Source organism: Bradyrhizobium sp. UFLA06-24, from assembly GCF_054967145.1.
This window is the reverse complement of sequence record NZ_JADFUE010000022.1, coordinates 1-26749: the sequence shown is the minus strand read 5'-3', so window position 1 is coordinate 26749 and position 26749 is coordinate 1. Positions and strand designations below refer to the sequence as shown.

Annotated in this window: 27 protein-coding genes; 11 read left to right on the top strand and 16 right to left on the bottom strand. The window is 63.9% G+C overall.

Features of this window, described 5'->3' with window-relative positions:
* The first annotated feature begins 208 nt into the window (after nucleotides 1-208).
* Nucleotides 209-2620 carry an ATP-dependent Clp protease ATP-binding subunit ClpA gene (gene clpA / locus IF809_RS19085; protein WP_128966703.1) on the top strand — a complete coding sequence of 804 codons (2412 nt, stop codon included), beginning with the start codon at nucleotides 209-211 and terminating at the stop codon, nucleotides 2618-2620.
* A gap of 78 nt (nucleotides 2621-2698) precedes the next feature.
* Here the strand turns inward: clpA and IF809_RS19080 are convergent, their stop codons facing one another.
* The 4 genes from IF809_RS19080 to IF809_RS19065 all read right to left on the bottom strand — a co-directional run bounded on the left by IF809_RS19080 (nucleotide 2699) and on the right by IF809_RS19065 (nucleotide 5766).
* Nucleotides 2699-4120 carry an MFS transporter gene (locus IF809_RS19080; protein WP_453983471.1) on the bottom strand — a complete coding sequence of 474 codons (1422 nt, stop codon included), beginning with the start codon at nucleotides 4118-4120 and terminating at the stop codon, nucleotides 2699-2701.
* Between the two features lie 90 nt (nucleotides 4121-4210).
* Complete coding sequence (locus tag IF809_RS19075) at nucleotides 4211-4549, bottom strand: c-type cytochrome (RefSeq protein ID WP_462838205.1); 339 nt, start codon at nucleotides 4547-4549, stop codon at nucleotides 4211-4213.
* Nucleotides 4550-4561: 12 nt separating this feature from the next.
* Nucleotides 4562-4711, bottom strand: coding sequence for a hypothetical protein (locus IF809_RS19070; protein WP_462838204.1), 150 nt, complete (start codon nucleotides 4709-4711; stop codon nucleotides 4562-4564).
* A gap of 98 nt (nucleotides 4712-4809) precedes the next feature.
* Nucleotides 4810-5766: an AraC-like ligand-binding domain-containing protein gene (locus tag IF809_RS19065; protein WP_453997340.1), complete on the bottom strand. Its 957-nt coding sequence runs from the start codon at nucleotides 5764-5766 to the stop codon at nucleotides 4810-4812.
* Nucleotides 5767-5948: 182 nt separating this feature from the next.
* Between IF809_RS19065 and IF809_RS19060 the strand changes: the two genes are divergently transcribed.
* Both IF809_RS19060 and IF809_RS19055 read left to right on the top strand, forming a co-directional pair.
* A complete protein-coding gene (locus tag IF809_RS19060) occupies nucleotides 5949-6965 on the top strand; it encodes a carbon-nitrogen hydrolase family protein (RefSeq protein WP_453983474.1) in 1017 nt (338 codons plus the stop codon).
* A gap of 28 nt (nucleotides 6966-6993) precedes the next feature.
* The gene (locus IF809_RS19055; RefSeq protein ID WP_462838203.1) at nucleotides 6994-8034 is read left to right on the top strand and encodes a phenylacetaldoxime dehydratase family protein; all 1041 of its coding nucleotides are present in this window, start codon (nucleotides 6994-6996) and stop codon (nucleotides 8032-8034) included.
* Here the strand turns inward: IF809_RS19055 and IF809_RS19050 are convergent.
* Both IF809_RS19050 and IF809_RS19045 read right to left on the bottom strand, forming a co-directional pair.
* Nucleotides 8031-8669 (bottom strand): HAD family hydrolase, encoded by a 639-nt coding sequence (locus IF809_RS19050; protein ID WP_453997344.1) that lies wholly within the window; start codon nucleotides 8667-8669, stop codon nucleotides 8031-8033. The two genes, IF809_RS19055 and IF809_RS19050, sit on opposite strands and share 4 nt — an antisense overlap.
* A gap of 71 nt (nucleotides 8670-8740) precedes the next feature.
* Nucleotides 8741-9787, bottom strand: a complete 1047-nt coding sequence (locus IF809_RS19045; RefSeq protein ID WP_462838202.1) for a TRAP transporter substrate-binding protein — start codon at nucleotides 9785-9787, stop codon at nucleotides 8741-8743.
* Nucleotides 9788-9826: 39 nt separating this feature from the next.
* Between IF809_RS19045 and IF809_RS19040 the strand changes: the two genes are divergently transcribed.
* Both IF809_RS19040 and tsaA read left to right on the top strand, forming a co-directional pair.
* A complete protein-coding gene (locus IF809_RS19040) occupies nucleotides 9827-10852 on the top strand; it encodes a transglycosylase SLT domain-containing protein (RefSeq protein ID WP_453997347.1) in 1026 nt (341 codons plus the stop codon).
* Nucleotides 10853-10953: 101 nt separating this feature from the next.
* Nucleotides 10954-11445, top strand: coding sequence for a tRNA (N6-threonylcarbamoyladenosine(37)-N6)-methyltransferase TrmO (gene tsaA / locus IF809_RS19035; protein ID WP_453983479.1), 492 nt, complete (start codon nucleotides 10954-10956; stop codon nucleotides 11443-11445).
* A 116-nt stretch (nucleotides 11446-11561) separates the two neighbouring features.
* On the opposite strand, the gene IF809_RS19030 is transcribed toward tsaA, so the two are convergent.
* From IF809_RS19030 to IF809_RS19015, 4 genes are read right to left on the bottom strand one after another with little or no spacing between them, the layout of a single operon-like run.
* On the bottom strand, nucleotides 11562-11990 hold the full coding sequence (locus tag IF809_RS19030) for an HIT family protein (RefSeq protein WP_453983480.1): 429 nt from the start codon (nucleotides 11988-11990) through the stop codon (nucleotides 11562-11564).
* Nucleotides 11991-12044: 54 nt separating this feature from the next.
* Nucleotides 12045-13286 carry a GNAT family N-acetyltransferase gene (locus IF809_RS19025; RefSeq protein WP_462838201.1) on the bottom strand — a complete coding sequence of 414 codons (1242 nt, stop codon included), beginning with the start codon at nucleotides 13284-13286 and terminating at the stop codon, nucleotides 12045-12047.
* A 55-nt stretch (nucleotides 13287-13341) separates the two neighbouring features.
* Nucleotides 13342-14088 (bottom strand): glycerophosphodiester phosphodiesterase, encoded by a 747-nt coding sequence (locus IF809_RS19020; RefSeq protein WP_453983482.1) that lies wholly within the window; start codon nucleotides 14086-14088, stop codon nucleotides 13342-13344.
* Between the two features lie 9 nt (nucleotides 14089-14097).
* A complete protein-coding gene (locus IF809_RS19015; RefSeq protein ID WP_128966690.1) occupies nucleotides 14098-14565 on the bottom strand; it encodes a RidA family protein in 468 nt (155 codons plus the stop codon).
* 260 nt (nucleotides 14566-14825) lie between these two features.
* Between IF809_RS19015 and IF809_RS19010 the strand changes: the two genes are divergently transcribed.
* On the top strand, nucleotides 14826-15671 hold the full coding sequence (locus tag IF809_RS19010) for a cell envelope integrity EipB family protein (RefSeq protein ID WP_128966689.1): 846 nt from the start codon (nucleotides 14826-14828) through the stop codon (nucleotides 15669-15671).
* 70 nt (nucleotides 15672-15741) lie between these two features.
* Nucleotides 15742-16143 (top strand): RidA family protein, encoded by a 402-nt coding sequence (locus IF809_RS19005; RefSeq protein ID WP_057751440.1) that lies wholly within the window; start codon nucleotides 15742-15744, stop codon nucleotides 16141-16143.
* A 150-nt stretch (nucleotides 16144-16293) separates the two neighbouring features.
* Here IF809_RS19005 and IF809_RS19000 read toward each other — a convergent pair whose 3' ends face one another.
* From IF809_RS19000 to IF809_RS18990, 3 genes are all read right to left on the bottom strand, one after another.
* Nucleotides 16294-16698, bottom strand: coding sequence for an ACT domain-containing protein (locus IF809_RS19000; protein WP_462838200.1), 405 nt, complete (start codon nucleotides 16696-16698; stop codon nucleotides 16294-16296).
* A gap of 62 nt (nucleotides 16699-16760) precedes the next feature.
* Nucleotides 16761-18050, bottom strand: a complete 1290-nt coding sequence (locus IF809_RS18995; protein ID WP_462838199.1) for a DNA polymerase IV — start codon at nucleotides 18048-18050, stop codon at nucleotides 16761-16763.
* Nucleotides 18047-18358 (bottom strand): DUF3572 domain-containing protein, encoded by a 312-nt coding sequence (locus IF809_RS18990; protein ID WP_462838198.1) that lies wholly within the window; start codon nucleotides 18356-18358, stop codon nucleotides 18047-18049. Before IF809_RS18990 ends, IF809_RS18995 begins: the two co-directional genes overlap by 4 nt.
* A gap of 291 nt (nucleotides 18359-18649) precedes the next feature.
* Between IF809_RS18990 and IF809_RS18985 the strand changes: the two genes are divergently transcribed.
* Nucleotides 18650-19015: a response regulator gene (locus IF809_RS18985; RefSeq protein WP_008566616.1), complete on the top strand. Its 366-nt coding sequence runs from the start codon at nucleotides 18650-18652 to the stop codon at nucleotides 19013-19015.
* Between the two features lie 14 nt (nucleotides 19016-19029).
* Nucleotides 19030-20403 (top strand): PleD family two-component system response regulator, encoded by a 1374-nt coding sequence (locus IF809_RS18980; RefSeq protein ID WP_453983487.1) that lies wholly within the window; start codon nucleotides 19030-19032, stop codon nucleotides 20401-20403.
* Between the two features lie 182 nt (nucleotides 20404-20585).
* Here the strand turns inward: IF809_RS18980 and IF809_RS18975 are convergent, their stop codons facing one another.
* On the bottom strand, nucleotides 20586-21197 hold the full coding sequence (locus tag IF809_RS18975) for a TetR/AcrR family transcriptional regulator (protein ID WP_462838197.1): 612 nt from the start codon (nucleotides 21195-21197) through the stop codon (nucleotides 20586-20588).
* Nucleotides 21198-21327: 130 nt separating this feature from the next.
* On the opposite strand from IF809_RS18975, the gene IF809_RS18970 reads away from it, so the two are divergent.
* Both IF809_RS18970 and IF809_RS18965 read left to right on the top strand, forming a co-directional pair.
* Nucleotides 21328-22566 carry an MFS transporter gene (locus IF809_RS18970; protein WP_462838196.1) on the top strand — a complete coding sequence of 413 codons (1239 nt, stop codon included), beginning with the start codon at nucleotides 21328-21330 and terminating at the stop codon, nucleotides 22564-22566.
* 147 nt (nucleotides 22567-22713) lie between these two features.
* Nucleotides 22714-24789 (top strand): LuxR C-terminal-related transcriptional regulator, encoded by a 2076-nt coding sequence (locus tag IF809_RS18965; protein ID WP_462838195.1) that lies wholly within the window; start codon nucleotides 22714-22716, stop codon nucleotides 24787-24789.
* 868 nt (nucleotides 24790-25657) lie between these two features.
* Here the strand turns inward: IF809_RS18965 and rpmG are convergent.
* Entirely contained in the window at nucleotides 25658-25825 is a 168-nt protein-coding gene (gene rpmG / locus IF809_RS18960; RefSeq protein ID WP_057756569.1) for a 50S ribosomal protein L33, read from the bottom strand.
* Nucleotides 25826-25950: 125 nt separating this feature from the next.
* Nucleotides 25951-26749, bottom strand: a 799-nt coding sequence (locus tag IF809_RS18955) for an NtaA/DmoA family FMN-dependent monooxygenase (RefSeq protein ID WP_462838194.1), incomplete at its 5' end; no start/stop codon positions are given.

The window sequence follows — 26749 nt, the reverse complement described above, 5'->3', positions numbered from 1 at the left end:
AAACTACGGAAATCCCGCCGGCGAGATTCTGTCTAAGACTCCTGCCCAAATCGGAACGGGTTTTGCATCGAGAATACCGCAGCTATCGAAGCCGCCGAGTCGCGGAACCGGTCTTTCGCCGCGACCTTGTATAACTATATGTGACAAAGGTTGTTGTTGCCTGACCGGGCGATGGCGATCATGATGGTGGGGGCCATAGAGGACGCGAATGCCGACTTTTTCCCAAAGCCTTGAACAATCCCTGCATCGTGCACTGGCGATCGCCAATGAGCGTCATCACCAATATGCGACGCTCGAGCATCTATTGCTCTCCCTGATCGACGATTCCGATGCAGCTGCGGTCATGCGCGCCTGTAGCGTCGATCTCGACAAGCTCCGTACGAGTCTCGTCAACTACCTTGAGACCGAATTCGAAAACCTGGTGACTGACGGAGCCGACGACGCCAAGCCGACCGCCGGTTTCCAGCGCGTGATCCAGCGCGCGGTAATCCACGTCCAGTCCTCCGGTCGCGAAGAGGTGACCGGCGCCAACGTGCTGATCGCGATCTTTGCCGAGCGCGAGAGCCATGCCGCGTACTTCCTGCAGGAGCAGGACATGACGCGCTATGACGCCGTCAACTACATCAGCCACGGCATCGCCAAGCGGCCGGGCGTCTCCGAGGCGCGGCCGGTGCGCGGCGTCGATGAGGAGACCGAGACCAAGGGCAGCGAGGACGCCAAGAAGAAGGGCGAAGCGCTCGAGACCTACTGCGTCAACCTCAACAAGAAGGCGCGCGACGGCAAGATCGACCCGGTGATCGGACGCAATTCCGAGATCAATCGCGCGATCCAGGTGCTGTGCCGCCGGCAGAAGAACAATCCGCTGTTCGTTGGCGAGGCCGGCGTCGGCAAGACTGCGATTGCGGAGGGCCTTGCCAAGCGTATCGTCGACAGCGAGGTGCCGGAGGTTCTGGCGGCCGCGACCGTGTTCTCGCTCGACATGGGCACGCTGCTCGCCGGCACGCGCTACCGTGGCGACTTCGAGGAGCGCCTCAAGCAGGTGCTGAAGGAACTCGAGGCGCACCCCAATGCCATCCTGTTCATCGACGAGATCCACACCGTGATCGGTGCGGGCGCAACGTCGGGCGGGGCGATGGATGCCTCGAACCTGCTCAAGCCCGCGCTTGCCTCTGGCACGATCCGCTGCATGGGTTCGACTACCTACAAGGAATACCGCCAGCACTTCGAGAAGGACCGCGCGCTGGTGCGGCGCTTCCAGAAGATCGACATCAACGAGCCGACGGTCGAGGACGCGATTGCCATCCTCAAGGGTCTCAAGCCCTACTTCGAAGACTACCACCGTCTGAAATACACCAATGAGGCGATTGAGGCCGCCGTACAGCTGTCCTCGCGCTATATCCACGACCGCAAGCTGCCCGACAAGGCGATCGACGTCATCGACGAATCAGGTGCGGCGCAGATGCTGGTGGCCGAGAACAAGCGCAAGAAGACCATCGGCATCAAGGAGATCGAGACCACGATCGCCTCGATGGCGCGGATCCCGCCAAAGAGCGTGTCGAAGGATGATGCCGAGGTGCTCAAGCATCTCGAGCAGACCCTGAAGCGCACCGTGTTCGGGCAGGACAAGGCGATCGAGTCGCTCGCGGCATCGATCAAGCTGGCGCGTGCCGGCCTGCGTGAGCCGGAGAAGCCGATCGGTTGCTATTTGTTCTCCGGTCCCACCGGCGTCGGCAAGACGGAGGTGGCAAAGCAGCTCGCGGCGAGCCTCGGCGTCGAGTTGTTGCGCTTCGACATGTCGGAATACATGGAGCGGCACACCGTGTCGCGCCTGATCGGCGCGCCTCCCGGCTATGTCGGCTTCGATCAGGGCGGCCTGCTCACCGACGGTGTCGACCAGCATCCGCACTGCGTGGTGCTGCTCGACGAAATCGAGAAGGCGCATCCCGACCTCTACAACGTGCTGCTCCAGATCATGGACCACGGCCGGCTCACCGACCACAATGGCAAGCAGGTCAACTTCCGCAACGTGATCCTGATCATGACCACGAACGCAGGTGCTTCGGATCTCGCCAAGCAGGCGTTCGGCTTCACGCGCTCGAAGCGGGAAGGCGACGACCACGAGGCGATCAACCGGCAGTTCGCGCCCGAATTCCGCAACCGTCTCGACGCCATCGTCTCGTTCGGTCATCTCAGCGTCGAAGTGATCGGCACCGTCGTCGAGAAGTTCGTGCTTCAGCTCGAAGCGCAGCTCGGCGACCGCGACGTCACCATCGAACTGTCCGACCCCGCCAAGGCTTGGCTGGTCCAGCATGGTTACGACGAGCAGATGGGCGCGCGCCCCATGGCCCGCGTGATCCAGGAGCACATCAAGAAACCTCTGGCTGATGAGGTGCTGTTCGGCAAGCTCAAGAGCGGTGGCCACGTTCGCGTTGTCCTGGTCAAGGACGAGGCCGACGAGACCAAGGAGAAGATCGGTTTCGAGTTCGTCGAGGGGCCGGTCACGCCGAAGCAGGAAAAGCTGCCCGGTGCCCGCAAGCGCCCGCCGGGCAAGCCCAACAAGCCGGGCGGCCCCGGCGGCTCCAAGGGGCCGACCTCGAAGGGTCCGCTGGTCAAGGTTTGATCCGCGCATCGTGAATCAGGAAGGCCGGCTGAAAAGCCGGCCTTTTTGTTGTTCCAGCTTCACGTCTGCCGGGTGGCCTCATTCGCCCCGCAGGCGTTGATCGTCCTGCACCCGGACATGTTCGGCGCCGCGGGCGCCCGCGGGCGACAGCCTCAGCATGCTCAGCATGGCGCCGCAGAGGGCAAATCCGACGCCGGTAAGGAGCGCGATGCGGGTCCCATCGATCGGATAGCGGCCGAGGAACAGCGCGACCAGCGCAGCTCCGGTGGTCTGGCCGAGCAGGCGCGCCGTGCCCAGCATGCCGCTGGCGCCGCCGGCGCGCTCGCGTGGGGCGGCGGCGATCATGGTGCGGTTGTTGGGCGTCTGGAACAGGCCGAAGCCGGCCCCCGCCAGCGCCATCCGCCAGATGACATCGAGTGGCGTCGGACTCGCCGGCAGCAGGGCCAGCGCGGCGAGACCACAGGCGAACAGTGCGAGTCCGATGCCGCCGAGCAGGCCGGCCGGATAGTGCTCGACAAGGCGGCCTGCGAGGGGAGCTGCGAACGCCACCGCGATTGGCCAGGGCGTGATCAGCAGGCCCATATGCACGGCCGAATAGCCGAAGCGGCTCTGGAGATAAAAGGGGATGGCCACGAAGGCCAGCATTTGCCCGCAGAACGATGCGATGGAGGTGGCAATCGATAGCCCGAACACCGGGATGCGCAGCAGATCGACCGGCAGGAGCGGCGATTTCATGTGCGTTTCGCGATAAATGAGCGAAGCGCCAGCGACGATTGCGATGGCGAACTGGATGAGACAGGTGATCGCCGCCTCGCCATGGCCGACGCTATCGATCGCGGCGATGCCGACGCCGAAGGTGATCGCAGAAAGCCCCGCGCTTTGCCAATCAAAGGAATGACTCGCCGGCGTTGTATGCGGCAGGCTGCGCAGGCCGAGCACGAGCGTGGCGATGCCAAGCGGGACGTTGATGGCGAACAGCCAGGGCCAGCTGCCGACTGCGAGGATGCCGGCAGCAAGCGTCGGTCCGACGGCAGCGGAGAAGGCGACGACGAGTGCGTTAAGTCCGATGCCGCGGCCGAGCAGGCTGCGCGGATAGGTAAAGCGCACCAGCGCCGAGTTGACGCTCATGATGCCGGCCGCGCCGAACCCCTGGATGATGCGTGCGATGGTGAGCAACGGCAGAGTATGCGCCAGCGCGCAGAAGGCAGATGCGAGCGTGAACAGCACGAGCCCGACCAGATACACGCGGCGATAGCCGACGATCTCGCCGAGCGAAGCCAGCGGCAGCAACGAGATGGTGATCGCGAGCTGGTAGCCATTGACGATCCAGATCGAGAACGCAGGGCTCGCATTCAGGTCGGCTGCGATCGTCGGCAGTGCGACATTGGCGATGGCGCTGTCGACCACGGCCATGATGATGCCGAGCGCAATGGTCAGCACCGCCTGGTTGCGTTGTGGCTGCGGCAGGCCGTCGACGTGCTCGATTGTGGTTGATGACATCGTAAAGCGAATTCGGTTGAGGCGCGGTCACTGGTCCGCAACTTGGTCCGACCCGGGATGGTTCCAGCCGAAGCCGTGGGCATTTCAGCCCTATTTCGACCTCCGCGGCTCCTGAATCGCCCTCAGGTAGCTTACCACGGCCTCGGCATCGTCACGGCCGAATCGAGCCGTCGGCATGGCGCGATGAATGCTGCTGTAGCCGTCTTGAAGGCGCTGCATGAAGTCGGGATCGTAGAGCTTGTTCTCGCCGAGATAACGGAACGGCGGCGCCAGTTCGTTCGGGCTCGCACCCGTCCTGCCGACGGCGTGGCACCGCGCGCACATCCGCTGCAGCATTGCTCCGGCGCGCCGCTGCTCGAGGTCCAGGGCTTGACTGGCGGTGCTCCACAGAACGCCGATGGCCAGCAGGATCGGCGCGAACCTCTTCATCGTGTACTCCCGTCATTCCCAGCGCGCGGTTGCCTTGGCCCAGACGTAGAGCGCAATCAAGGCGATCGTTACCGCTGTGGAGAAGATCAGGATGCGGCGATCCCAATCGATCCTCTCTCGCTCCCCTCTTCCGAACGAAAGAACCGTGAACAGGGCCTTCATGGCAAATCGGCGCATCGGGAGCCCCCGCGATCCTCGCAGGATGCCATGAACTGCGCAAGCGGACTTGATTCAGCTCAAGGGCGGGCGCGTGGCGGACGTCAGTGCCGCAGCTGGCTTTGCCTGTAATCGCGCGGCGACATGCCGAAATGCTCGCGAAAGACGCGGCCGAAATGCGAGACGTCGTTGAAGCCCCAGGCAAACGCAATTTCGCCGATGTGGCGGTGGGCGAGCACGGGCGAGGCGAGGTCGCGCTTGCACTGGGCGAGGCGCTCCGCGAGCACATGGCGCTGGAACGAGGTACCCTCGTCGGCGAGGAGATCATTGACATAGCGCGACGAGATCCCGAGCGCCGCGGCGGTATCGGCCAGCGAGAGATCGGGATCGGCGAGGCGCGCGCGGATATGCGCCTTGAGCCGGCAAAGCAGGGCGGAGCGATGGGTCGAGGAGGGCAGAGAAGTCTTGCCGAGTCGCTCGCTGAGCGCCATCGCCAGCAGGTCGACGGCCTGCTCGGACAAAGCGGCGGCGTTGTTGGGCGCGAGCCGGTCCGCGCTCTGGCAAAGCCTGAAGATGAAATCACAGGCCAGCCGTTCGAGCGGCACATCGGCCCCGAACGTGATCGCGGTGAGCGTCTCGGTGCCGCCCAGCCGCCGCTGCAACATTTCGCGGGGCACCTTGAATATCGTCTGGGAGAAGCTGTCCCTGAACTTCAGCTCATAGGGACGCGTGGTGTCGTAGAGCGCGAATTCGCCGGGATGAATCACGGTTTCGCGGCCGTCCTGCACCACGCCGCCATCGCCGCGATTGCCGAGCGCGACCAGGATATAGTCCTGATCCGAACGTGCGATGCGCGATGGCGTGCGGAAAACGTGTTGGCGGTCGGAGCGGACTTCGGAGCAAACGGCTTTGCCGAGCGGGATCTGCGTGACCGAGCCGTGAAAGGCGCTGCCGAGATCCGACTTGCAGTCGAGCCCGACGAAGACGTCGCAAACGATGTCCTGCCAGAGAGCGAGCCGCCGGTAGCCGGGGCTGCCGTCTGTCGTGAACTGGATCGTCATCGGCAGGCCTCCCTTTCTACTTCCAGCAAAACCAGACCACGCCCGCAGGCAAATTCCGTACCCGGCGCGCGATCCCTTCCAGTCGAGTTTTTGTTCCACCGTGGTCGAGCGCATGCCCGCACAGCTTGGCCCAATAGACTGCATCGGACGTGGTCTTGGATCAACCGGCAAAGGAGGTGGCAATGGGCATTGAACATCCGAAATACAAGGTCGCGGTGGTGCAGGCGGCGCCGGCCTGGCTCGACCTCGACGCCTCGATCGACAAGTCGATCGCGCTGATCAGGGAGGCGGCGGAGAAAGGCGCCAAGCTGATCGCGTTCCCAGAGGCCTTCATCCCCGGCTACCCCTGGCATATCTGGATGGACTCGCCTGCCTGGGCGATCGGCCGCGGCTTTGTGCAGCGCTATTTCGACAATTCACTGTCCTACGACAGCCCGCAGGCCGAGCGATTGCGCGATGCTGTCCGCAAGGCCAAGCTTACGGCGGTGATCGGCCTGTCCGAGCGCGATGGCGGCAGCCTCTATCTGGCGCAATGGCTGATCGGGCCGGACGGCGAGACGATCGCCAAGCGCCGCAAATTGCGGCCGACCCATGCCGAGCGCACGGTTTACGGCGAAGGCGACGGCAGCGATCTCGCGGTTCATGCGCGCCCGGACATCGGCCGCATCGGTGCGCTGTGCTGCTGGGAGCATCTCCAGCCACTGTCGAAATACGCCATGTATGCCCAGAACGAGCAGGTGCATGTCGCGGCGTGGCCGAGCTTCTCGTTGTATGATCCTTTCGCTCCGGCTCTCGGGGCTGAGGTCAACAACGCCGCCTCGCGCGTTTATGCGGTTGAAGGCTCCTGCTTCGTGCTGGCGCCTTGCGCGACGGTCTCGCAGGCGATGATCGACGAGCTCTGTGACCGGCCGGACAAGAACGCGTTGCTGCATGTGGGCGGCGGTTTCGCCGCGATCTATGGTCCCGACGGCAGCCAGATCGGCGACAAGCTTGCACCCGACCAAGAGGGGCTGCTGATGGCTGAGATCGATCTCGGCGCCATCGGCGTTGCCAAGAACGCCGCCGATCCCGCCGGGCACTACTCGCGGCCTGACGTCACGCGGCTGCTGCTCAACAAGAAGTCTTACAAGCGCGTCGAGCCGTTCGCGCTGCCGGTCGACACCGTCGAGCCGGCGGATATTGCCCTGGCAGCGAGTTGATCATCAGGGACGAGGGGAGGACATGATTATGGAATCCGCAATTCCTGCACATCTCGAAATCCAGCGTACCCGCCACAAACGCGTGCCCGATGATTACCGGCCGCCATATCCCTCGTTCGTGGCGCGCTACAAGCCCGGCGTGAACCGCGTCGTATTGGCTTATTTCGGCGTGCAATATCGTGGGACATCACCGGCGGCTGCGGCGGAAGCGCTCGCCGAAATCGCTCGGCTGTTTGCCGATGAGGGCGGCCCCTCGCATTGGGATCGCGCGCGCTATGTCGACGAGGCCGGGTACGTGAATATTGTCTCGGTGGCCTATTGGGACGATATCCCGCACTTCGACGCCTGGTTTATGCCCGCGCGCGAGGCGTGGACCGGAAAGACACGCGAGGACATCGGCACCTTCATCGAGGTGCTGCGTCCCACCGTGGCGCGGCACGAGACGCTGTTCTCCTCGCTCGGCAGGCCAGAAGGTGTCGCGGTCATCGCTGAGGGCATGAGCGGCGAGGTGCAGGAGCACGCCTATTGGGGCGGCATGCGCGACCGTATTCCGCTGTCGCAGACCGATCCGATGTCGCCGGGCGGCGATCCCGAACTGGTCCGCGACGGCGCACGGATGCGCGTAAAGGCGCACGACAATCTTTGCCTGATCCGCTCCGGGCAGGACTGGAGCGATACCGAGGCCTCGGAACGAAAGCTCTATCTCGACGACGTCGAGCCGGTGCTGCGCGAAGGCATGGATTTTCTGCGCGACGACGGCCTTGCAATCGGCTGCTATGCCAACCGTTACATGCAGGTGCTCTCGGCTGATGGCAGCGCGAGCGAGAAATCCTATGGTCAGAGCTGGTGGAAGAGCTTGGCCGCGCTGGAGCGGTGGGCGGAATCGCATCCGACCCATGTGAAGATCTTCGGTGCGGCGATGAAGTATCTGTCGACGCTGGGGCCGTCAGCGAAGCTGCGGCTCTATCATGAGGTCACGGTGGCAGCGGCCGATGAGCAGTTCTTCGAATATCTCAACTGTCATCCGAAGACAGGGATGCTTGCGGCTGTCGAGACAATCGCTGCCTAGGTCACGCAGTGACCGAGCAGTTCAGGATGCGCGGCACAGATGTGATGGGCGCCGGCATCCTTCAGTTCGGCCTCGCTGCCATAGCCATAGAGCACCCCGATCGCCGTCATGCCGTTGGTCCGGGCCCCGACCACATCATGGCTGCGGTCGCCGATCATAATGGCGCTGTCCGCATTCGCCTTGGTCTCCTCGAGCGCGTAGCGGAGGAGGTCACGCTTGTCCACGCGCGTGCCGTCGAGCTCCGAGCCGAACACACGCTCGAAATAGGACTTTAAACCGAAATGATCGACGATGCGGGTGGCGTAGACGGCAGGCTTGCTGGTCGCCACGAACATGCGCTGGTTGGTTGCTGCAAGCGTCGCCAGCGTATCCACTATGCCGGTATAGGCCTCGTTCTCAAACAGGCCGATATCGCTGAATCGCTCGCGATAGAGCAGCAGCGCCCGGTCGGCCAGGTCCGAGCTACCTGTGAGCTTCTGGAGGCTCGCATGCAGCGGCGGCCCGATGCACCAGGTCAGCTCATCCTCACTGGGGACGGCGAGGCTCAGCTTGTCCAGGGCGTACTGGATCGAGCGCGTGATCCCGGGTTTTGGGTTGGTCAGCGTGCCGTCGAGGTCGAAGAAGATTGTTGCCATCAGGAGCGGCCCGGGTTGAATCTGCCGGCCCGTTGCTAGTCGGATCGGACTTCAAGTCAAGAGCCGTCGCGTCATTGCTGTCTCGCCCATTCGACGATCGCGGCGGCATCTACGCCGGCTTGCGCTTCCCAAGCGGTGATCGTGCCCGTCGCGGCCGTTCGCAGCGCCGCGACAAGGGACGCAGGTGCGGGCTCGGTAATGTGGACGCCATTGTCCCGCATGCGGGCGTAATTTTCGGTCGATCGATGGGCTAGGAGCGCGAGCTGGGTTTGCTCGGTCTCGGCCGCGGCGGCCAGCACCTCGCGCTGCATCGGCTCGGGCAGCGCGGCGAACGCCTTGTTCCGGACGAAGGCGATCGAGACCGGCATTGCGTAGTTGATGGCCGCGAAATAGGGCAGGAAATCCCATAGCTTGCGTCCTGCGCCGCCGTCACCGGAGGTGAGGAATGCGTTCAGCCGGTGCTCCCTGAGCCCGGCAAGCGCGCTGTCCATCGGAAGGAATTGCGCGTTCGCGCCGGCCACCTTCATCACCTCGCTGGAATTGGCATCGTAAGCGCGCAGATGGAGTTTCGGCAGATCATCGGCGCCCGCAAGGGATCGGTCTGACCAAAGGCCCGTCGCCGGCCAGATCGTTAGATAGAGCAGCTTGAGGCCGCGGGCGGCGAGGGCCTTCTCGTAGAGCGGCCGCGCCCGCGAATTGACCGCGGCGGCAATATCGACCGATTGTACCACGAAGGGAAGAGTTGAAAGGCCGAGCACGGGGTCAACGCCGGAAAGCGCGCCTGCGAAGGCATCGCCTCCGGCGATCCGGCCATCCAGCGCCGCGCGCGGCATTTCGCCCGAGCTGATCTTCAGCTGATTGTCAAAGGCGTTGGTCACGGTCACGAAACCGTTTGTGCGCGCGGCGACGCGATCGGCGAAAGTGACGAGCCCGATCCCGGATATGTTGTTCTCTGGATATTCGGTGGTCATCCGCCAGACGGTTTGAGCGGTACTGTTCGGGCTGATTTGCGCCTTGGTCGGTGCGGCGCAGAACATGAGCGCGGCGAAGACGAAGACAAGGACGCTATGGATCCGTCGGGCGGGGGAAAGCATTGGGAGAAGCAGGTCACTCAGCATCGATTGGCAACTCGTCGAACTATGGCACAACGCCACGATATGGCAGACCATGTTGTTGCATACCGTGCCCGCGCCCACCACAATGATACGTGGGCAAGACTGGCGCGGATAGCGTCACTCGTCATTGTCGCATTGCTGGTCTCAGCGACACGGGGAGAGGCCGAGGACAGCCCGATTGAACCCGCGGCCCCGAGCGTCCAAGTGCCTGAGACGCCACCTGCCAAGCCACCGGAGAAGCCTGCAGACGACCGCGAAAGCGATACGCGGGAATCGATCTGCCTGATCGTGGAGGCCGCCGCCCGTGATGCGAATCTGCCGCTGGAATTCTTCGCCCGGGTGATCTGGCAGGAGAGCCGCTTCCAGGCCGATGCGGTGGGGCCCGTGACGCGCAGCGGCGAGCAGGCGCAGGGGATCGCGCAGTTCATGCCGGGCACGGCGAGCGAGCGGGGGCTGCTCAATCCCTTCAATCCGGTGCAGGCCCTGCCGAAGTCGGCGGAGTTCTTGAACGAGCTACGCAACCAGTTCGGCAATCTTGGCCTCGCGGCCGCCGCCTACAATGCCGGGCCGCGGCGGGTGCAGGAATGGCTCGCCGGCACCGGTGGCATGCCGGAGCAGACCCGCAACTACGTCTATGCCATCACTGGGGCTACAGTCGATACATGGGCCAAGGCCGGCAGCACCGGCAAGGGGCCGCCGAGCTCCCCGCCGACGAGCTGCCGCGACCTGATGGCGCTGCTGAAGCGCGCGCCGAACCCGTTCGTCGCCGAGCTCGAGCAGCATGTCGAGCTCGCGGCCGCCAAGATCTGGGGCGTGCAGCTCGCCGCCGGCTTCGACCGCAACAAGGCGCTGGCGATGTACTCACGCGCCGTCACGCGCCTGAGCGGCGTGATCGGTGACCGCGATCCCAGCCTGTTGAGCTCGGTCATGCGAAGCCGTGGTTCGCACGCCTTCTACCAGGTGCGCATCGGCGCCGACACGCGACCCGAGGCGGACGATCTCTGCAATCGCATCCGGAAAGCGGGCGGGGCGTGCTTCGTGCTGAAGAACCGCGGCGTGAGGGGGTAAGAAGAGCGCATGCACGGGCGTTTTCGCCGGGGAAGTCTTCACGCTGGCCGGCAGGTGTTGGTTGGGCTAAAACCACCTCGAATAGCCAAGGAACTGGAAATATGGTGCGCGAAAACGAGCTCCGCGAAGGCGAGGTTGCCATCGAGCTGCCTTCGACTGAGGATGCCGGCCTCGTCTTCATCGGCCGCATCCGTACGCCCTGGGCCTCGCGGCTGGAGACGCCCCGGCAGGGGCGCACTGACGGCCCGGTCTGTCGCCTTGAGATTTTCGAGCCCTTCGTGCCGGCGATCAAGGGCGTCGACTTCTACAGTAATCTCGAAGTGCTCTATTGGCTCGACAAGTCGCGCCGCGACATCGTGCTGCAAAGTCCGAAGAGCAATGAGAAGACCCGCGGCACGTTCTCGCTGCGCTCCCCGGTCAGGCCCAATCCGATCGGCACGTCGATCGTCAAGCTGATCGGAATCGAGGGCAACACCATCCTGGTTCGCGGCCTCGACTGCCTCGACGACACGCCGCTGATCGACATCAAGCCGGATCGCTGTGAGTTCACCCCGTTGGCAGCGCCGCAGTCGGGGGACTTTCAGACGGAATGAGGGTACACCGCTGCCTTCCCGTCATTGCAAGGAGCTCTTGCGACGAAGCAATCCAGGCGGTCCCTGCGAGGCAGTCTGGATTGCTTCGCTACGCCCGCAATGACGGGTGGTGAGATCTAGAGCGCCTTGAGCGCCGCGATCAGCTTGGTCGCGGTCTCTTCCAGGACCTTGGCGTCTTCCTTGCGGCTTGCAGGTGGCAGCATCGCAACGCCGTCATGGCGGGGCATCACGTGCATGTGGAGATGAAACACGACTTGGCCGCCGGCAGATTCGTTGAACTGCTGCACGGTGATGCCATCGGCATTGAACGCCTTCATCGCGGCGATCGCGATCATCTTCGCAGCCCGCGCCACATGGGCATAGTCGTCCGGCGTAACGTCGAGGATGTTGCGGGCAGGGGCCTTCGGGATCACCAGCGTGTGGCCGGGGACGCGGGGCATGATGTCGAGGAAGGCGAAGACATGCTCGTCTTCATAGATCTTGTGGCAGGGCAGCTCGCCGCGCAGGATCTTTGCGAAGATGTTGTTGGTGTCATAGGCGGTCATGGCGGCGGCTCCCTCGAAACTTTCCCGCTTACTGTCATCAGCGGCGGCAAACCGTCAAGGCGCCTCGTCAATGCCTTTCCGGAAGGGCCCGAGCTCAGCCAGCTCTCGTCCGGCTTCCGCGATATAGGCTCGCTCGCGCTTGAGGTAGTCGTCGATGGCGCGGCGCAGGCCTGGATCGGCGATGAAATGAGCCGAGTAGGTGGTTCGCGGCAGGTAGCCGCGCGCGATCTTGTGCTCGCCCTGCGCGCCGGCTTCGACATGCGCGAGGCCGTGTTTGATGGCGAAGTCGATCGCCTGATAGTAGCAGACCTCGAAATGCAGGAACGGATGATGCTCGACCGCACCCCAATTGCGGCCGAACAGCGTGTCCGAGCCGATAAAGTTGATGGCACCCGCGATCCACCGATCGTTGCGACGGGCCATCACCAGCAGCACGTCCTCGCTCATGGTCTCGCCGATCAGCGAAAAGAACTCGCGCGTCAGGTACGGCCGACCCCATTTGCGCGAGCCGGTCTCCATGTAGAATTCGAAAAAGGCATCCCAGGCCGCCTCGGTGATGTCTTTTCCGGTGAGCCAGTGGATGGTGATCCCCGAGGCGAGCGCGTCGCGTCGCTCGCGCTTGATCGATTTGCGGTGACGCGAATTCAGCGTGGCCAGGAAATCGTCGAACCTGGCAAAGCCCTCGTTGTGCCAGTGGAACTGCTGGTCGGTGCGCTGGAGGAAGCCGTGCCGGGCGAGCAGCTTCCACTCCGCCTCGCGCGCGAAGGTGACGTGCACGGAGGACGCCTTGCTGACGCCGCACAGCGCCACCAGCCCGCTCGCCAGCGCCTCCATGATGCGCTCGCGGTCGACGCCGTCGCGGACCAGGAGCCGGGGGCCCGTGGCGGGCGTGAAGGGAACCGAGACCTGGAGCTTCGGATAATAGCGTCCCCCGGCGCGCTCGTAAGCGTCGGCCCAGCCGCGATCGAAGACATATTCGCCTTGGCTGTGCGACTTCAGATAGCAGGGCACGACGCCGGCGACGCGGCCGTCGATCTTGGCCACAAGATGCCGCGGTCCCCAACCGGTGCGGATCGTTGCCGAACCCGATTTCTCGACCGCAGAAAGAAATGCGTGCGAGACGAAGGGGTTGTAGGCAGGTTTTAAGGGCGTGAGGGAATCGCCTGAAAGTGCGGATGAGGATCCCTTGTCGCCGCCCTTGCAGCGGCCGGCGGGATTGGCGCAGGCGTCCCAATCCTCGGGCGAGACATCGCTCATGGAGGGGACGGCCTCTAGCGTAATTTCAGATGATACCATTAAGCCCAAGATCGTGCATTGCAGCAGCGACTTCAAGGGGGCCGGAGGTGTGCCCCTACGGCACGAAGCCCTCGAAAATCATCTGATCCGCATATTGCGCGACCCGCCACCGCTGCTCGGGCGTGCGCACGGTCCAGCCGAGCAGGGCGCAGCCGAAGACGTTGCGGGCGATCCAGGGGGCGGGTGCCGGGAGGTGATCGACCTTGAAGGCGACGAAATGCGGCTGGGTCTGGAAGCCGTGGCGCAGGTGCAGCATGCTGTCGCGCTGCGCTTTGGTCAGGTGGGCCCAGTACTCGTCCTCATAGCTCCGCTGCGCGACGATGCCGCGGGGACGGGAGGGTAGCAAGTCGCGTAGCGCCAGCACCTGATCGGGATCGAAGGACATGCCCACAGCTCGCCCGTCATAGGAGGCCAGCACTTCGGCCATCCGCTTCACCAGCTTGCGGTCGCCGTCAAAACGGCTCTTCACCTCGATCACCAGCGGCACGCGGCCGGCGACGATGGCGCAGAGGTCGCTGAGCGACATCATCCGCTCGGGCGTATCCTTGAAGGGGATGGCTTTCAGCTCCGCAGCGGTCTTTGCGACCAGCGGACCGGTCGCCTCGGTGAGGCGGCCTAGCGCATGGTCGTGGTGCACCATGGCCTCGCCGTCAGCCGAGAGCTGGATATCGACCTCGATCGAGAAATTGCCCGATATCGCGGCTTGCACCGCGCCAGGCATGTTCTCGACGATGCCACGGGAAATGTCATGCAGGCCGCGGTGGGCGACCGGCCGCGCTGTCAGCCAATCCGGAGCACGCACGATGTTGCCTCAGGCGACTTCGAATACGCCTTCAACCTCGACGGCCGCATCCGCGGGCAGCGAAGCGACGCCGACGGTGGTGCGGGCGTGACGACCCTTGTCACCGAAGGCGGCGACCATCAGATCGGAGGCGCCGTTCAGCACTTTCGGGCCATCCAGGAAATCCGGCGCCGAGTTGATGAAGCCGCCAAGGCGCACCACGCGCACCACCTTATCGAGGTCGCCGACCGCCGCCTTGACCTGCGCGAGCAGGTTGACAGCACAGCCGCGCGCGGCTGCAGCACCGTCCTCGAGCGAGACGCCGGCGCCCAGTTTGCCCTTGGCGATCAGCTTGCCGGCGGGGTCGAAGCAGACCTGGCCGGAGATGAACAGCAGATTGCCGGTGCGCACGAACGGCACGTAATTGGCGACGGGGGTGGGGGCCTCGTGCAGCTTGATGCCCTGTTCCGCCAGTTTCTGCTCGACCGTGCCCGCCATGTTCGACCTCGTTGTCTAAAATCCGTTCAGGAATTCATCCGCCCGTGCGCGTCCGAGGGGCGCCGGGCGGCGCCCTGTTTCGCTCATTGGGCTGTCACATGCAAGCAACCGGAGGGGGCTGCAATCCGTTGTAACCGAGCAGGCGGTTCAAAGCCGGCGCCGCAAGTTTACGTGAACCGGCCTCAGTTGCGGCGCAATGGGACGGTCATTAAAATGTCGAATCTGCGCTTTCCCCAAGGACGCATCCTCAAGGAACAGACATGGTGCACCTTTTCCGGACTTCGCTCGGTGTGATGGCGCTCGCGGCGATCGCTTTCGGCCCCGCCAATGGGGCGCCGGCGGCCAGCGGCCCTTTCCTCGCGCATCAGGCGCTGTATGACCTCAGCCTGGTCAAATCTCGCTCGAACTCGATCAGCAGCGCGCGCGGCCGCATCCTCTACAACTTCACCGGAAGCACCTGCGAGGGCTACACCTCCGAATTCCGCCAGGTCTCCGAACTCGACAGCGGCGAGGGCAAGGTCACGCTGAGCGACCTCCGCTCCAACTCCTGGGAGGACGCCGCAGGAAAAAGCTATCGCTTCAAGATCGAGACGCGGATGAACGAGACCGAGTCTGGCCTCGTCGACGGCTCGGCTGAACGCGACGGCGATCACATCAACGTCAAGCTGAAGCTGCCGGCGCCGAAGACCTTCACCCTCGACGGCAAGATCGTGTTCCCCACCGAGCAGATCCAGCGCATCATTGCGGCTGCCAAGGAAGGCAAATCGCTGCTGGAGCTCTCCGTCTATGACGGCTCCGACGACGGCCAGAAGGTCTACAACACGCTGACGGTGATCGGCCAGCCGATCCCGGCCGACCACACCGCTTCGCCCGATCCGTCCACCTCCGACGAGCACATGAAATCGCTGAAGCGCTGGCCCGTGACCGTCAGCTATTTCGACCGTGACGTCAAACAGAAGGAAGGCGAGCAGACGCCTGTCTATGCGATGTCGTTCGAGCTCTACGAGAACGGCGTCTCCCGCCGGCTCGTACTCGACTACAACGACTTTGTCATCTCCGGAGCGATGGGCAAGTTCGACGTCAAGGACAGCAAGCCCTGCAATTAAGGGATGAGGCTAGCTCTCGACACAGTCTCCAGCTACGCTCCCCGTCAACCACAACTCCGGGAGCCAGCCCATGCCCAAGCTCGACCATCTGCGTCCCAGCGGCCTGCACCACAATCCCGCTTATTCCCACGTCGTCACCGCCTCCGGCGCACGCACGATCTACATCTCCGGCCAGGTGTCGGTAGACGAGGAGGGGCGGATCGTCGGCGAGGGCGACATCGCTGCGCAGACCACGCAGGTGATGCAGAATCTCGGCCATGCCCTGAAGGCGGCCGGCGCGACCTACGCCAACATCGTCAAGATCACGACCTTCGTCGTCGGCTACAAGCCGGAGCTGCGCCCGATCATCGGCAAGGCCCGCTCGGCCTTCTTCGAAGGCATGGAGCCGCCGGCTTCGACCCTCGTCGGTGTCTCCGCGCTCGCCGCGCCGGAATGGCTGATCGAGATCGAGGCGATCGCAGTGGCGGATTGAGGCGTGCCGGCCCGGACTTCATCAAAAAATGAGAAACAAACCCATGCACAGTAGAAGTCCGAGATCGATTTCGTATTTCGCGAATTCCATTTAACGCGTCGGCAAAACAGTGGCATGATGCCATGCTGACATTCTCGAAAAAGCGGCGAGCTACGAACCGTTCCTGGAGATTTCCTGCAAGACGGCCATCGCATCGTCGGCCCGATCCACGGGCACGAAGAGATGATCGTGGTGGAAGGCCGACACGGCATTGGCGCTGATGCCGGCTGCGGCGAGACGCGCCGTGATGGCTGCCAGGAAGCCCACGGCATCGAGCGCGGAGTGGACCGTCAAGGTGATCAGGCGCGAGGCAAACGCGAAAGCCAGTCCTGCCGCTGCGGCCTCTTCACGCGGGATGACCAGCGTCGTTCCCTCGTGCTCGCGGAACGTCAGCAGTGGATTGAGTGCTGCGGGAATGTTCTGATGTAGCGTGATGGTGCAGAACACGAAGATGCCGGGCTGAAGCTCAGGCTTCATGTGGTTCAGCAATACGTCGAGATCGCGTTCGCCTGTCATTGCGGCCTTCTTTCAGGAGGCGGTCCAGCCACGCAATGACGGCGTGGAAGCGGCCTGCCAGATCACTCCTGCGTCCTTTCCGGCCCGTCATACGCGATGCCGCGGATCACCGCGGCATTGCCGAATTTCTTGCGCAGGCTGTCGACCGCGCGCTCGGCATGGGCGGCGCGGCGATCGAGCATGTCGGTGTCGTCGGCGGGGGAGCCGTCGCGCAGCGCGCTGACGCCGGCGCCCATCAGGCGGAAGGCGGTGCCGTCGATTTCCTTGGCCAGCATCTCCCGGCAGATCGAAAAGATCTTGGCGGCAAGCTGCGTCGGCGCGGCGATCGACTGCGAGCGGGTGCGTTGGCGGAAATCGGCGGTCTTCAGCTTCAGCGTGACGGTCGAGCCGGCGAGTTCGCTGCTCTTGAGCCGCGACGAGGTCTTTTCGCACAGCCGCCAGAGGATTTTTTCAAGCGAGGCGAAATCGCGGATGTCCGTTTCGAACGTCGTTTCACTCGAAATCGTCTTGGCGCCGCGGTCCGGCTCGACGCGGCGGTCGTCGATGCCGCGCGCGAGCCGCCACAGCCGGCGGCCGTCGCTGGGGAATTGCCTCATCAACTCGATCTCATCGGCCTTTTGCAGATCGGCGATGATGCGGAAGCCGCGCTGCGCAAGGCGTTCCTGCGTGGCGGGCCCGACCCCGAAGATGAAGCCGACCGGCTTCTCGGCGAGCATCGTTCGCGCTTCTTCCTGGTCAAGCGCCGCAAAGCCGCGGGGCTTGTCGAGATCGGAGGCGATCTTGGCCAGGAACTTGTTGCAGGAGAGCCCAACCGAAACGGTGATGCCGATGTCGCGCTCGACGTCGCGGGCAAAGCGCGCCAGCACCTTTGCGGGAATCATGCGGTGCACGCGCTCGGTGCCCGAGAGATCGAGAAAGGCCTCGTCGATCGAGAGCGGCTCGACCAGCGGCGTCAGCGCCTGCATGGCCTGCCGTACCTCGCGGCCGACACGAACATACTTTGCCATGTCGGGTGGGATCACGGTGGCATGCGGGCAGGCTTCCAACGCCCTGAACATCGGCATCGCCGAACGTACGCCGTAGGTGCGTGCGATGTAGCAGGCCGCCGAGACCACGCCGCGCTTGCCGCCGCCGATGATGACCGGCTTGTCCGCGATCTCAGGATTGTCGCGCTTCTCGACCGTCGCATAAAAGGCGTCGCAGTCGATATGGGCGATGGTGAGCCCGGCGCGCCCGCGGTGGCGGACGAGGCGAGGGGAGCCGCAGGCGGAACAGCGCCGCCCGCCCATATCCAGATCGGCCAGACAATCCCGGCAGAAGCAGCGGGGCCCGGCCGGATCGGGGGCGGTCACGGCACGTCGCGCTCCCAGGTCCGGTCGCCGAGCGGATCGCCCAGCACTTGCCGCGCCGCGGCAACGTTGGTCGGATGCAGTTCCGAGGCCTTGGCGAAGGCCTTCACGGTCTCATCATCACGCAGCACGAAATCGAGCACGCTGAGCAGGAAATTCGGGTCCGAGGCGGCGTTCCGGAGGGTCTCCGGACCGACCCCTGTCTCGGCCAGGAACAGGCCCAGCCTTTCGGGGGCGCCCGCAACAAAAGACAGCGCCTGAATCGCAACGATTTCAGCAACTTCGCGGGGGTTGTGAACAGGCTTTTTCAAGGGCGAGGTTTGCCTTTCCGTTAACTTTCGGTGTCTACTTTGGACTATGCCCGAGTCTTGGCGCCGAGTCTTGGCGTTGAGTTTTGGCGTTGAGTTTTGGGACTGAGTCTTGGCGTTGCGTCTTGCGGCCCCAGACAAGCAACTGGAAACCACATCGCAGAAAGTGGCCGCTCGGGTTTAACGAAACTCAAGCGAATCTGAGGCTAGTTTGAATCCAGTTTTCGAAGCACCGGAAAGCGGTGCCTGAGGCGTTTACATGCACCGGTCGTCGGGACCAAACAGGAGGGCGGGATGGCTAAGACCGTCCTGATCGTGGAAGACAACGAGCTGAACATGAAGCTCTTCCGCGACCTGCTGGAGGCGCACGGCTACCAGACCTCCGGCACCAGCAACGGCTACGAGGCGCTCGACCTCGTGCGCAAGATGCGGCCCGACCTGGTGCTGATGGATATTCAATTGCCTCAGGTGTCGGGGCTCGAGGTGACACGCTGGATCAAGGACGATCCGGAACTGCGCGCCATTCCCGTCGTCGCGGTCACGGCGTTCGCGATGAAGGGCGACGAAGAGCGCATCCGCGAGGGCGGCTGCGAAGCCTATTTGTCCAAGCCGATCTCGGTCGGCAAATTCATTGAGACGGTCCGGCGTTTTATCGGATAGGAAGTGAGTTCAAAGTGTCCGCGCGTATCCTTGTGGTCGATGACGTTCCCGCCAACGTCAAACTGTTAGAGGCCCGTCTCTCCGCCGAATATTTCGACGTGATGACCGCCTCGAACGGCACCGAGGCGCTGGCGCTGGCCCGCCGCGCCGAATGCGACATCATCCTGCTCGACGTGATGATGCCCGACATGGACGGCTATGAAGTCTGCCGCCGGCTGAAGACCGATCCGGCCACCCACCACATCCCCGTCGTCATGGTCACCGCGCTCGACAGCCCGTCCGACCGCAACCGCGGCCTGGAAGCCGGCGCCGACGACTTCCTGACCAAGCCCGTCTCCGACGTGGTGCTGATCGCGCGCGTGCGCTCGCTGACGCGGTTGAAGATGATGACCGACGAGCTGCGCATGCGCGCCATCACCTCGCTCGAGATCGGCATGCAGGCCCCGGAGCGGAGCGCGGTGGCTGACACCGGCAAGGGCGGCCGCATCCTCCTGGTCGACGACCGCGAGTCCTCCTACGAGCGGCTGGCGACGATCCTCGCCGCCGAGCACACCGTGGAGGTCGAGCCCAACCCGACCGAAGCTCTGTTCCATGCCGCCGAGGGCAATTACGATCTCTTGATCGTGTCGCTCGATCTGAACAATTTCGACGGCCTCAGGCTATGCAGCCAGGCCCGCTCGCTGGAGCGCACCCGTCACGTGCCGATCCTCGCGATCGCGGAAGCGGAAAACTCCACGCGGCTGCTGCGTGGCCTCGAGATCGGCGTCAACGACTATTTGCTGCGCCCGATCGACAAGACCGAGCTCTTGGCGCGCGCCCGCACTCAGATCCGCCGCCGCCGCTATACCGATCATCTGCGCGACAACGTGCAGAACTCGATCGAGATGGCGATCACCGACGCGCTCACCGGCCTGCACAATCGCCGTTACATGGAGAGCCATCTGGCAACGCTCGCCGAGCAGGCCGCGACGCGCGGCAAGCCTCTGGCGCTCATGATCCTCGACATCGACTATTTCAAGTCGATCAACGACACCTATGGCCACGACGCCGGCGACGACGTGCTGCGGGAATTCGCCGTGCGCGTGCGCAAATCGATCCGCGGCATCGATCTCGCCTGCCGCTATGGCGGCGAGGAATTCGTCATCGTGATGCCCGAGACCGATCTCCACGTCGCGGGCATGGTTGCCGAGCGCCTGCGCCGCTCGATCGCGGGCGAGCCGTTCGCGGTCCACAAGGGCACCAAGCGGATCGAGGTCACGATCTCGATCGGGCTGACCACGCTGGAGCAGAAGGGCGAGGCAGTTTCCGACGTTCTCAAGCGCGCCGACACCGCGCTCTACCGCGCCAAGCACGACGGGCGCAATCGCGTGGTGTCGCACGCCGCGTGAGGCGAGGGGCGTTGGTGCGCGCCTAACACTCAGCTGTCGTCCCTGCGAACGCAGGGACCCATAACCCCAGGGAGGGGTTGGGGAGCGAGCTGACCACTCCGAGTCTTCGCCAAACAACTGCCTGTGGTTATCGATCCCGGATCTGCGCTCCGCTTCGCTGCGCTTGTCCGGGATGACAGCGGTCATTGGGGTGAGCGCTTGCCCTTCACGGGCGCTGGCTTCCTCGCATCACCACCCACATCCACGCCCGCATTCCGCAACAGCACCTTCGCGGCTTCCTTCGCGGCGCGTGCCATCGCGGGATCGTCACGCACCAAGTCCTGGGCAATCGAGCCGTCGACCAGCAGCACGAGTTGGGTGGCGAGTGCATCGGCCTCCGTAACGCCGAGTTCGGTCAGCCGCTCGCGAAACCAGAGGCGGCGGCTTTCTTTGAAGGCGATGGCGATCTTCTTCACGGCGCGGTCGGCAGGGCCGAGCTCGGCCACCGCATTCACGAACGGGCAGCCGCGAAAACCCTTCATCGCAAAGCGCCGCTCCAGCGAATCGAAGGTCGCGAGAATCTGTTCGGCCGGCGGCTTGTCGGAGGGGCGGGCGTGGACGAAGCGGCGCTCGAGATAGGCCGCGATCAGCGCGTCCTTGGAAGGGAAGTGGTTGTAGAGCGTGCGCTTGCTGATCCCGACCTCGGCCGCGATGGTGTCGACGCCGATGGCACGAATGCCTTGCAGATAGAACAGCTTGTCGGCGGTCTGGAGGATCCGCTCTTTCATCGTCTGTGGGGCGGGCGGGGGAGCCATGCGGTCGCGCGCATCCTGTTCGCTTGACAGTCGCAGCCATCTATAGCCTAAGTACACAGGTCTGTGTAATCAAAATCAGCGGCAAAAGCAGACGCCGGCACGCGTGCCGCGCCCAAAAGGGAGACAAAAAATGCCCCTGTTGCAGGTCCTGCGTCCGACATTGCCGATCCTGATCGGCGCCTCGATCATGCTGACGCTGAGCATGGGACTGCGGCAGTCGCTCGGCATCTTCATGCAGCCGCTGACGCACGACATCCACCTGTCGGTCTCGGACTTCACACTGGCCCTCGCCATGCAGAACCTGGCCTGGGGCTTTCTCCAGCCGCTTGCGGGCGCGATGACGGTGCGCTTCGGCTTCCGTCCCATCATGATCGCGGGCGCATTGATGTACATCGCGGGTCTCGCCTTGATGGCGACCGCGGGCGGGCTCGTCAGCATCATGATCGGCGCCGGCGTGTTGATCGGCACCTCGCTCGCCTGTACCGCGGCTGCGATCGCGATGTCGGTGGCGGCGCGCGCGGTGCCTGCGACGGTGCGCTCGACCGTGCTCGGGATCGTCTCCGGCGCGGGCTCGCTCGGCGCGCTGCTGTCGGCACCGATCGGGCAGATGCTCAACGAGGGGTTTGGCTGGCGGATCGGGCTCGCCGGTTTCGTCGTCATGTCGGTACTGATGATCCCCGCCGCATGGTACGCGGGCCGCGTCGACGCCATTCCGCTGCCGAAGCCGGCCGCCGACGACATCGGCGATGCCACGGCTGCCTCCGTGACCAGGGCGGCGTTCCGCAATGCTTCCTTTGTGGTGATGACCTGCGCCTATCTCGTCTGCGGCATGCAGCTCGTCTTCCTCACGACGCATCTGCCGTCGTATCTGGCGATCTGCGGCCTCGATCCGATGCTGAGCGCGCAGACGCTCGGCATGATCGGCGGCTTCAACGTGCTCGGTTCGCTGTTCTTCGGCTGGGCCGGCCAGCGCTGGAACAAGCTCGCGCTGCTGGGCGCCATCTACATCCTGCGCTCGCTCGCGCTGGCCTGGTACTTCACGCTGCCCGCGACGCCGTTCTCGACGTTGCTGTTCGGCGCCATCATGGGCTTCCTCTGGATGGGCGTCGGCCCGCTGGTCGCGGGCGCCGTCGCCGAGATGTTCGGCCTGCGCTGGCAGGCCATGATCCAGGGCCTCGCCTTCATGAGCCACCAGATCGGCAGCTTCCTCGGCGCCTACGGCGGAGGGCTGATCTACGACGCGCTCGGCTCCTACACCATGGCCTGGCGCATCGGCGTGGCGCTCGGTCTTGCCGGTGGCATCATCCAGGTCGCGTTCGCGCTGATCCGCCCCTCGCAGCCGCCGGCACCGGTGCTGCGGACGGCATAGGTCCGGGCCAGTCTTTCGGCGGGTCCACTGCAAGCAGGAACGCCCTCCGACCGGCGTTTTCTCCGGAACTTAGCGGGGCGTCATGCGTTGCTGCGCTGCTCTTGAAAGTAGCATGCCGCTGAACCTCAAACCGTCCTTGAGCGCATAATGTTGGCGACGAAAGCGCGCATGCGCCCCATCCGGCTTGTGATAGCAGATCGCCGCCCGATCGTTCTGCAGGGCTTTGCCTCGCTGTTTGCGGCAGAGCGCGATTTCGCGGTGGTCGCTTCGTGTCCCGATGGAGCCGGCTGCCTGAAGGCAATTCGGATGTTGGCGCCGGATCTCGTGCTTGTCGAGGACGGATTTTCAGACGTCACGGCTGCCGAGATGCTCGCCGTCGTCAAGGCCGAGAAGATTCCCACACGGCTGGTGTTCTACACCGCGTCGCTCGCACATGGCGAGCTTGCCGCCGCAATCGCTGCGGGCACTTGCTGTGCGATTTCGATGCGTGAGGAACCCAAACACCTGTTGCAGTCGCTGAGGCTGGTGGCACCCGCCTCCGACCGGGCGAGGCCCGGCAAGCAAGAAGATGGAGCGTTGGACGAAACTGGATTGGCCGCGCTGACGGATCAGGAGCGCAAGATCATGCGCCTGGTTGCTTGCGGCATGTCGAACAAACAGATCGCGCGCCAACTCAAGGTCTCCACAGGCACGATCAAGGCGCGGCTCAATCAAGTATCGACGCAGCTCGAGATCAAGAGCCGGACCGAGGTGGCGGCGTTCGCTCTGTCGCGGCTTTACGGCGGGATCGGTGCGCTCGCAGCTCTGATTTATGCCGCGCTCGAAGACTTCAGGGGCGCCAAGGCAACCGGATTCGGCGATGCATTGACCGATAGTTTTACGGTGGAGACCGCAGACGGCACCACCGAGGTCATCACCATCAAGGTCCACGACAAGAAGACGACGCCTGCCTCCGGCAAAGCGGCGAAATCCGCGTTCAAAGCCGTCCGCGGGGAAACTCCCATCACCGAGACGCTGGGGCGGGCCGGCAAGCTCGTCCAATCGAGCCCCGATATTGTCCCCGGGACGCTCGCGTTGCAGACCACCAACGCTGCAAGAGCTGCCCTGGGCAGCTACGCTCCTTTCCTGACGACGGCGGTCGGGATCTGGATCTGCGAGGTGCTGAACAGCGTCGCGCATGCGGCCAATTTTGCTGATGCCGTTCTTGCGTCGGCTCCCGGACACGATGCAGGCGAGGCGTCCGCGCTCAATTTGAGCGGCAACGCCGATGCGAATCTCGGCAGCTTCGACAATCTCGCTTGGCTGCATCCTGACATTGACCATCAATCGTTTGCGTTCGAGGGTCCCCGAAGCGATACCATCGGCGCACACGGCGATGCCGTTCAGATCATGGGTGTGGATGCGGGTGAAGTCGGCGCAAGCAACAACGCCACCCCGCATGTCGGATCCGGAGCCGTCGACGCCCCAATCGATCATGGCGGCATTGCGCAGACCGCCGCGACCGGCGCGTCGGGAAATAGCGAACATGACAGAACGCAGGCGGCCGGAGTAGACGAGTCCAATGCCGGTCAGCCGCAAACTGGTTTGCACGACGACGAGGACGGCGGCCCAGCCTCCAAGCAGCACGACAAGCAAGGCTCACCGGAGGTCGGTTCCAATCACGGGCAATCGCAGGGTGATGTGCAGGAGTCGAAAGACGACACCGGGCTCGCCAAGGGGCACTCCGAGCACGCATCGTCGGGTGACGAGTCCAATGATGCGCAGTCGCAGGGCGATTTACACAAGTCCGGTCACGGTTCGGCCGCTGCCGAACAACATGCCAGCGGTGAGGCGGGCCCGGCCGGCGGTGGCAAGTCCGGCCAGTCCGAGAGAGACTTGCACGAGTCCGCTGCAGGAAATCCGCATGCGGGCTCGAGCGGGCACGCTGAAGCCAAGGACCAAGCGACCGATCGCTCGGGTCCAGCACAAAAGGAAACTGCCCCAGAGCTCGGAGATTCATTTCATTTCAAAAATGAAAATGCGGCTTCCGGAACTTCAACGACGCCTGAGATGCATGGTGGCCACGGACCGGATTTCATTGGCTATGGTCTGCACGCAGCCGCGCATGAGGGACCGCCGCCAGTCTCGGCTTTCGACCTGGTTGGCCCTTCAGATGCGGAGCAAAGCGCCTTTGATCACGCGAGAGGCGTCCAGCATCATCTCACGCACGATTTGTTTGTATAGCGAACTTCGGGCGGGGCCGAGAGGCCCCGCGACAGTCGTCGGTCGAGTCCGCGATTCAGATCGCTGCTGGCTCAGCGACGTGCCGTTCGCTTGAGGTCTGCGACCTTGAACCTGTTGCCGACCTGCAGACTGCTGCAAAACCAGTGGGCTCGGTTTCGAAACTCGCCCAGGAAAACCTTCGTCTCGACGCAGTTTTCGTAGGACGTATGGGTGATGGTGTCTCGGCAGGTTGGCGAGAGAGGGCCATAATTGATGTTGCCGCCCGACTCGCTGCAGCCAATCCAGGGCTCTTTGCCGTGTGCGAAGCTCGATGCACAGCCACCATTGCAGCTGCTTGCGACGCTCTCCAGGTGGGCAATCCTCCCCATCACTGATCCCGGGGCATAGGAAGGTGTCCGTGCGGCTGAAGTTTGCGTGGCCGGGGACGCTCGGCGAGACGCTCCCGTATTTGTCTCGCGCTCCACGCGATGTGGCCTTTCCACCCGCTTCGGTGCATCGACCGAGACGGCGGGAAGCGTGGCGGCGGGACCTGTCGGGATCTGCGACGAGGCCGGGCTGCACAATAGGGCGGTGGACAGGGCAGCGATGGTTGAAGGCACGATCAAGCCTGACGACAACCTCATGACATGACCTCCCCAATCCGGGCCGGAAATGCCGTCCCGGTAAGTGCACGATAACATGCATTTGGAGACGAGCAACCAAGGGTTGATGAGATGTCTGCCGATAGAATCGGCATCGGCATGCGACGCGGCCGGGCCAAGAGCGTCACTTCGACGCTACGCGCTGCATCGCGTTCGGGACACGAGGGGGCACAAACGAAAACGGGGCCCGACAAGGCCCCGCAAATTCTTCAACGTATCAGCCGATCTTACTTGATCTTGGCTTCCTTGAATTCGACGTGCTTGCGCGCGACCGGATCGTACTTCTTCTTGACCAGCTTGTCGGTCATGGTGCGCGAATTCTTCTTGGCGACGTAGTAGAAGCCGGTGTCGGCCGAGGACACGAGCTTGACCTTGATGGTGACCGCTTTGGCCATGTTCTGAACCTCAGAAAATCAGGGGAATCTGGAGCCGGCCAAACGGCCCGCGTTGGACGGCAACCTAGCCAGAAACCGCCTGATGTCAAGGTTTTAGGGCTGGAAAACCAACCAAATCGGACCGATCAGGCCTCGAAGAACCGGTTTTTCGGCCGTGGAAGCCCCAGATTCTCCCTCAAAGTGGCCCCTTCATACTCTTTCCGGAAAATCCCGCGCCGCTGCAGCTCCGGGACGACCTTGTCGACGAAATCGTCGAGGCCTTGGGGCAGGAACGGGAACATGATGTTGAAGCCGTCGGAGCCGCGCCCGACCAGCCATTCCTCCATCTGGTCGGCGATCGTCTTGGCCGTGCCGACGAAGGACAGTCCGCCATAGCCGCCGACGCGCTGGGCGAGCTGGCGCACCGTGAGCTTGTCGCGCCTCGCAAGATCGACCAAGCGCTGGCGGCCGCTCTTGCTGGCATTGGTCTCCGGGATATCAGGCAATTGTCCGTCAGGGTCGAAGCCGGAGGCATCGGTGCCAAGGATGACCGAGAGCGAAGCGATGGCGCTGTCATAGTGCACGCGGCTGTCGAGCAGCGCCCGTTTCTCCCTGGCCTCGTCGACGCTGTCGCCGACCACGACGAAAGCGCCGGGCAGGATCTTCAGATGCTCGGGGTCGCGGCCGATCTTCTCCATGCGGCCCTTGATGTCGGCATAGAGCTTCTGGCCGTCGGCGAGGCTGCCGCCGCCGGTGAAGACGGCCTCCGCCGTCTCGGCCGCAAGCTGCTTGCCGTCTTCCGAGGCGCCCGCCTGCACGATCACGGGCCAGCCCTGCACGGGGCGGGCGATGTTGAGGGGGCCGCGCACCTTCAGATATTTGCCGTCGTGGTCGAGCACATGCATCTTCGCGGGATCGAAGAACAACCCGCTCTCGACATCGCGC

Excerpts from the sequence above, each read along its gene's own strand:
- clpA (WP_128966703.1), top strand. The coding sequence starts at position 209 with ATGCCGACTTTTTCCCAAAGCCTTGAACAATCCCTGCATCGTGCACTG.
- IF809_RS19080 (WP_453983471.1), bottom strand. The coding sequence starts at position 4,120 with ATGTCATCAACCACAATCGAGCACGTCGACGGCCTGCCGCAGCCACAA.
- IF809_RS19075 (WP_462838205.1), bottom strand. The coding sequence starts at position 4,549 with ATGAAGAGGTTCGCGCCGATCCTGCTGGCCATCGGCGTTCTGTGGAGC.
- IF809_RS19070 (WP_462838204.1), bottom strand. The coding sequence starts at position 4,711 with ATGAAGGCCCTGTTCACGGTTCTTTCGTTCGGAAGAGGGGAGCGAGAG.
- IF809_RS19065 (WP_453997340.1), bottom strand. The coding sequence starts at position 5,766 with ATGACGATCCAGTTCACGACAGACGGCAGCCCCGGCTACCGGCGGCTC.
- IF809_RS19060 (WP_453983474.1), top strand. The coding sequence starts at position 5,949 with ATGGGCATTGAACATCCGAAATACAAGGTCGCGGTGGTGCAGGCGGCG.
- IF809_RS19055 (WP_462838203.1), top strand. The coding sequence starts at position 6,994 with ATGGAATCCGCAATTCCTGCACATCTCGAAATCCAGCGTACCCGCCAC.
- IF809_RS19050 (WP_453997344.1), bottom strand. The coding sequence starts at position 8,669 with ATGGCAACAATCTTCTTCGACCTCGACGGCACGCTGACCAACCCAAAA.
- IF809_RS19045 (WP_462838202.1), bottom strand. The coding sequence starts at position 9,787 with ATGCTGAGTGACCTGCTTCTCCCAATGCTTTCCCCCGCCCGACGGATC.
- IF809_RS19040 (WP_453997347.1), top strand. The coding sequence starts at position 9,827 with ATGGCAGACCATGTTGTTGCATACCGTGCCCGCGCCCACCACAATGAT.
- tsaA (WP_453983479.1), top strand. The coding sequence starts at position 10,954 with ATGGTGCGCGAAAACGAGCTCCGCGAAGGCGAGGTTGCCATCGAGCTG.
- IF809_RS19030 (WP_453983480.1), bottom strand. The coding sequence starts at position 11,990 with ATGACCGCCTATGACACCAACAACATCTTCGCAAAGATCCTGCGCGGC.
- IF809_RS19025 (WP_462838201.1), bottom strand. The coding sequence starts at position 13,286 with ATGGTATCATCTGAAATTACGCTAGAGGCCGTCCCCTCCATGAGCGAT.
- IF809_RS19015 (WP_128966690.1), bottom strand. The coding sequence starts at position 14,565 with ATGGCGGGCACGGTCGAGCAGAAACTGGCGGAACAGGGCATCAAGCTG.
- IF809_RS19010 (WP_128966689.1), top strand. The coding sequence starts at position 14,826 with ATGGTGCACCTTTTCCGGACTTCGCTCGGTGTGATGGCGCTCGCGGCG.
- IF809_RS19005 (WP_057751440.1), top strand. The coding sequence starts at position 15,742 with ATGCCCAAGCTCGACCATCTGCGTCCCAGCGGCCTGCACCACAATCCC.
- IF809_RS19000 (WP_462838200.1), bottom strand. The coding sequence starts at position 16,698 with ATGACAGGCGAACGCGATCTCGACGTATTGCTGAACCACATGAAGCCT.
- IF809_RS18985 (WP_008566616.1), top strand. The coding sequence starts at position 18,650 with ATGGCTAAGACCGTCCTGATCGTGGAAGACAACGAGCTGAACATGAAG.
- IF809_RS18975 (WP_462838197.1), bottom strand. The coding sequence starts at position 21,197 with ATGGCTCCCCCGCCCGCCCCACAGACGATGAAAGAGCGGATCCTCCAG.
- IF809_RS18970 (WP_462838196.1), top strand. The coding sequence starts at position 21,328 with ATGCCCCTGTTGCAGGTCCTGCGTCCGACATTGCCGATCCTGATCGGC.
- IF809_RS18965 (WP_462838195.1), top strand. The coding sequence starts at position 22,714 with ATGTTGGCGACGAAAGCGCGCATGCGCCCCATCCGGCTTGTGATAGCA.
- rpmG (WP_057756569.1), bottom strand. The coding sequence starts at position 25,825 with ATGGCCAAAGCGGTCACCATCAAGGTCAAGCTCGTGTCCTCGGCCGAC.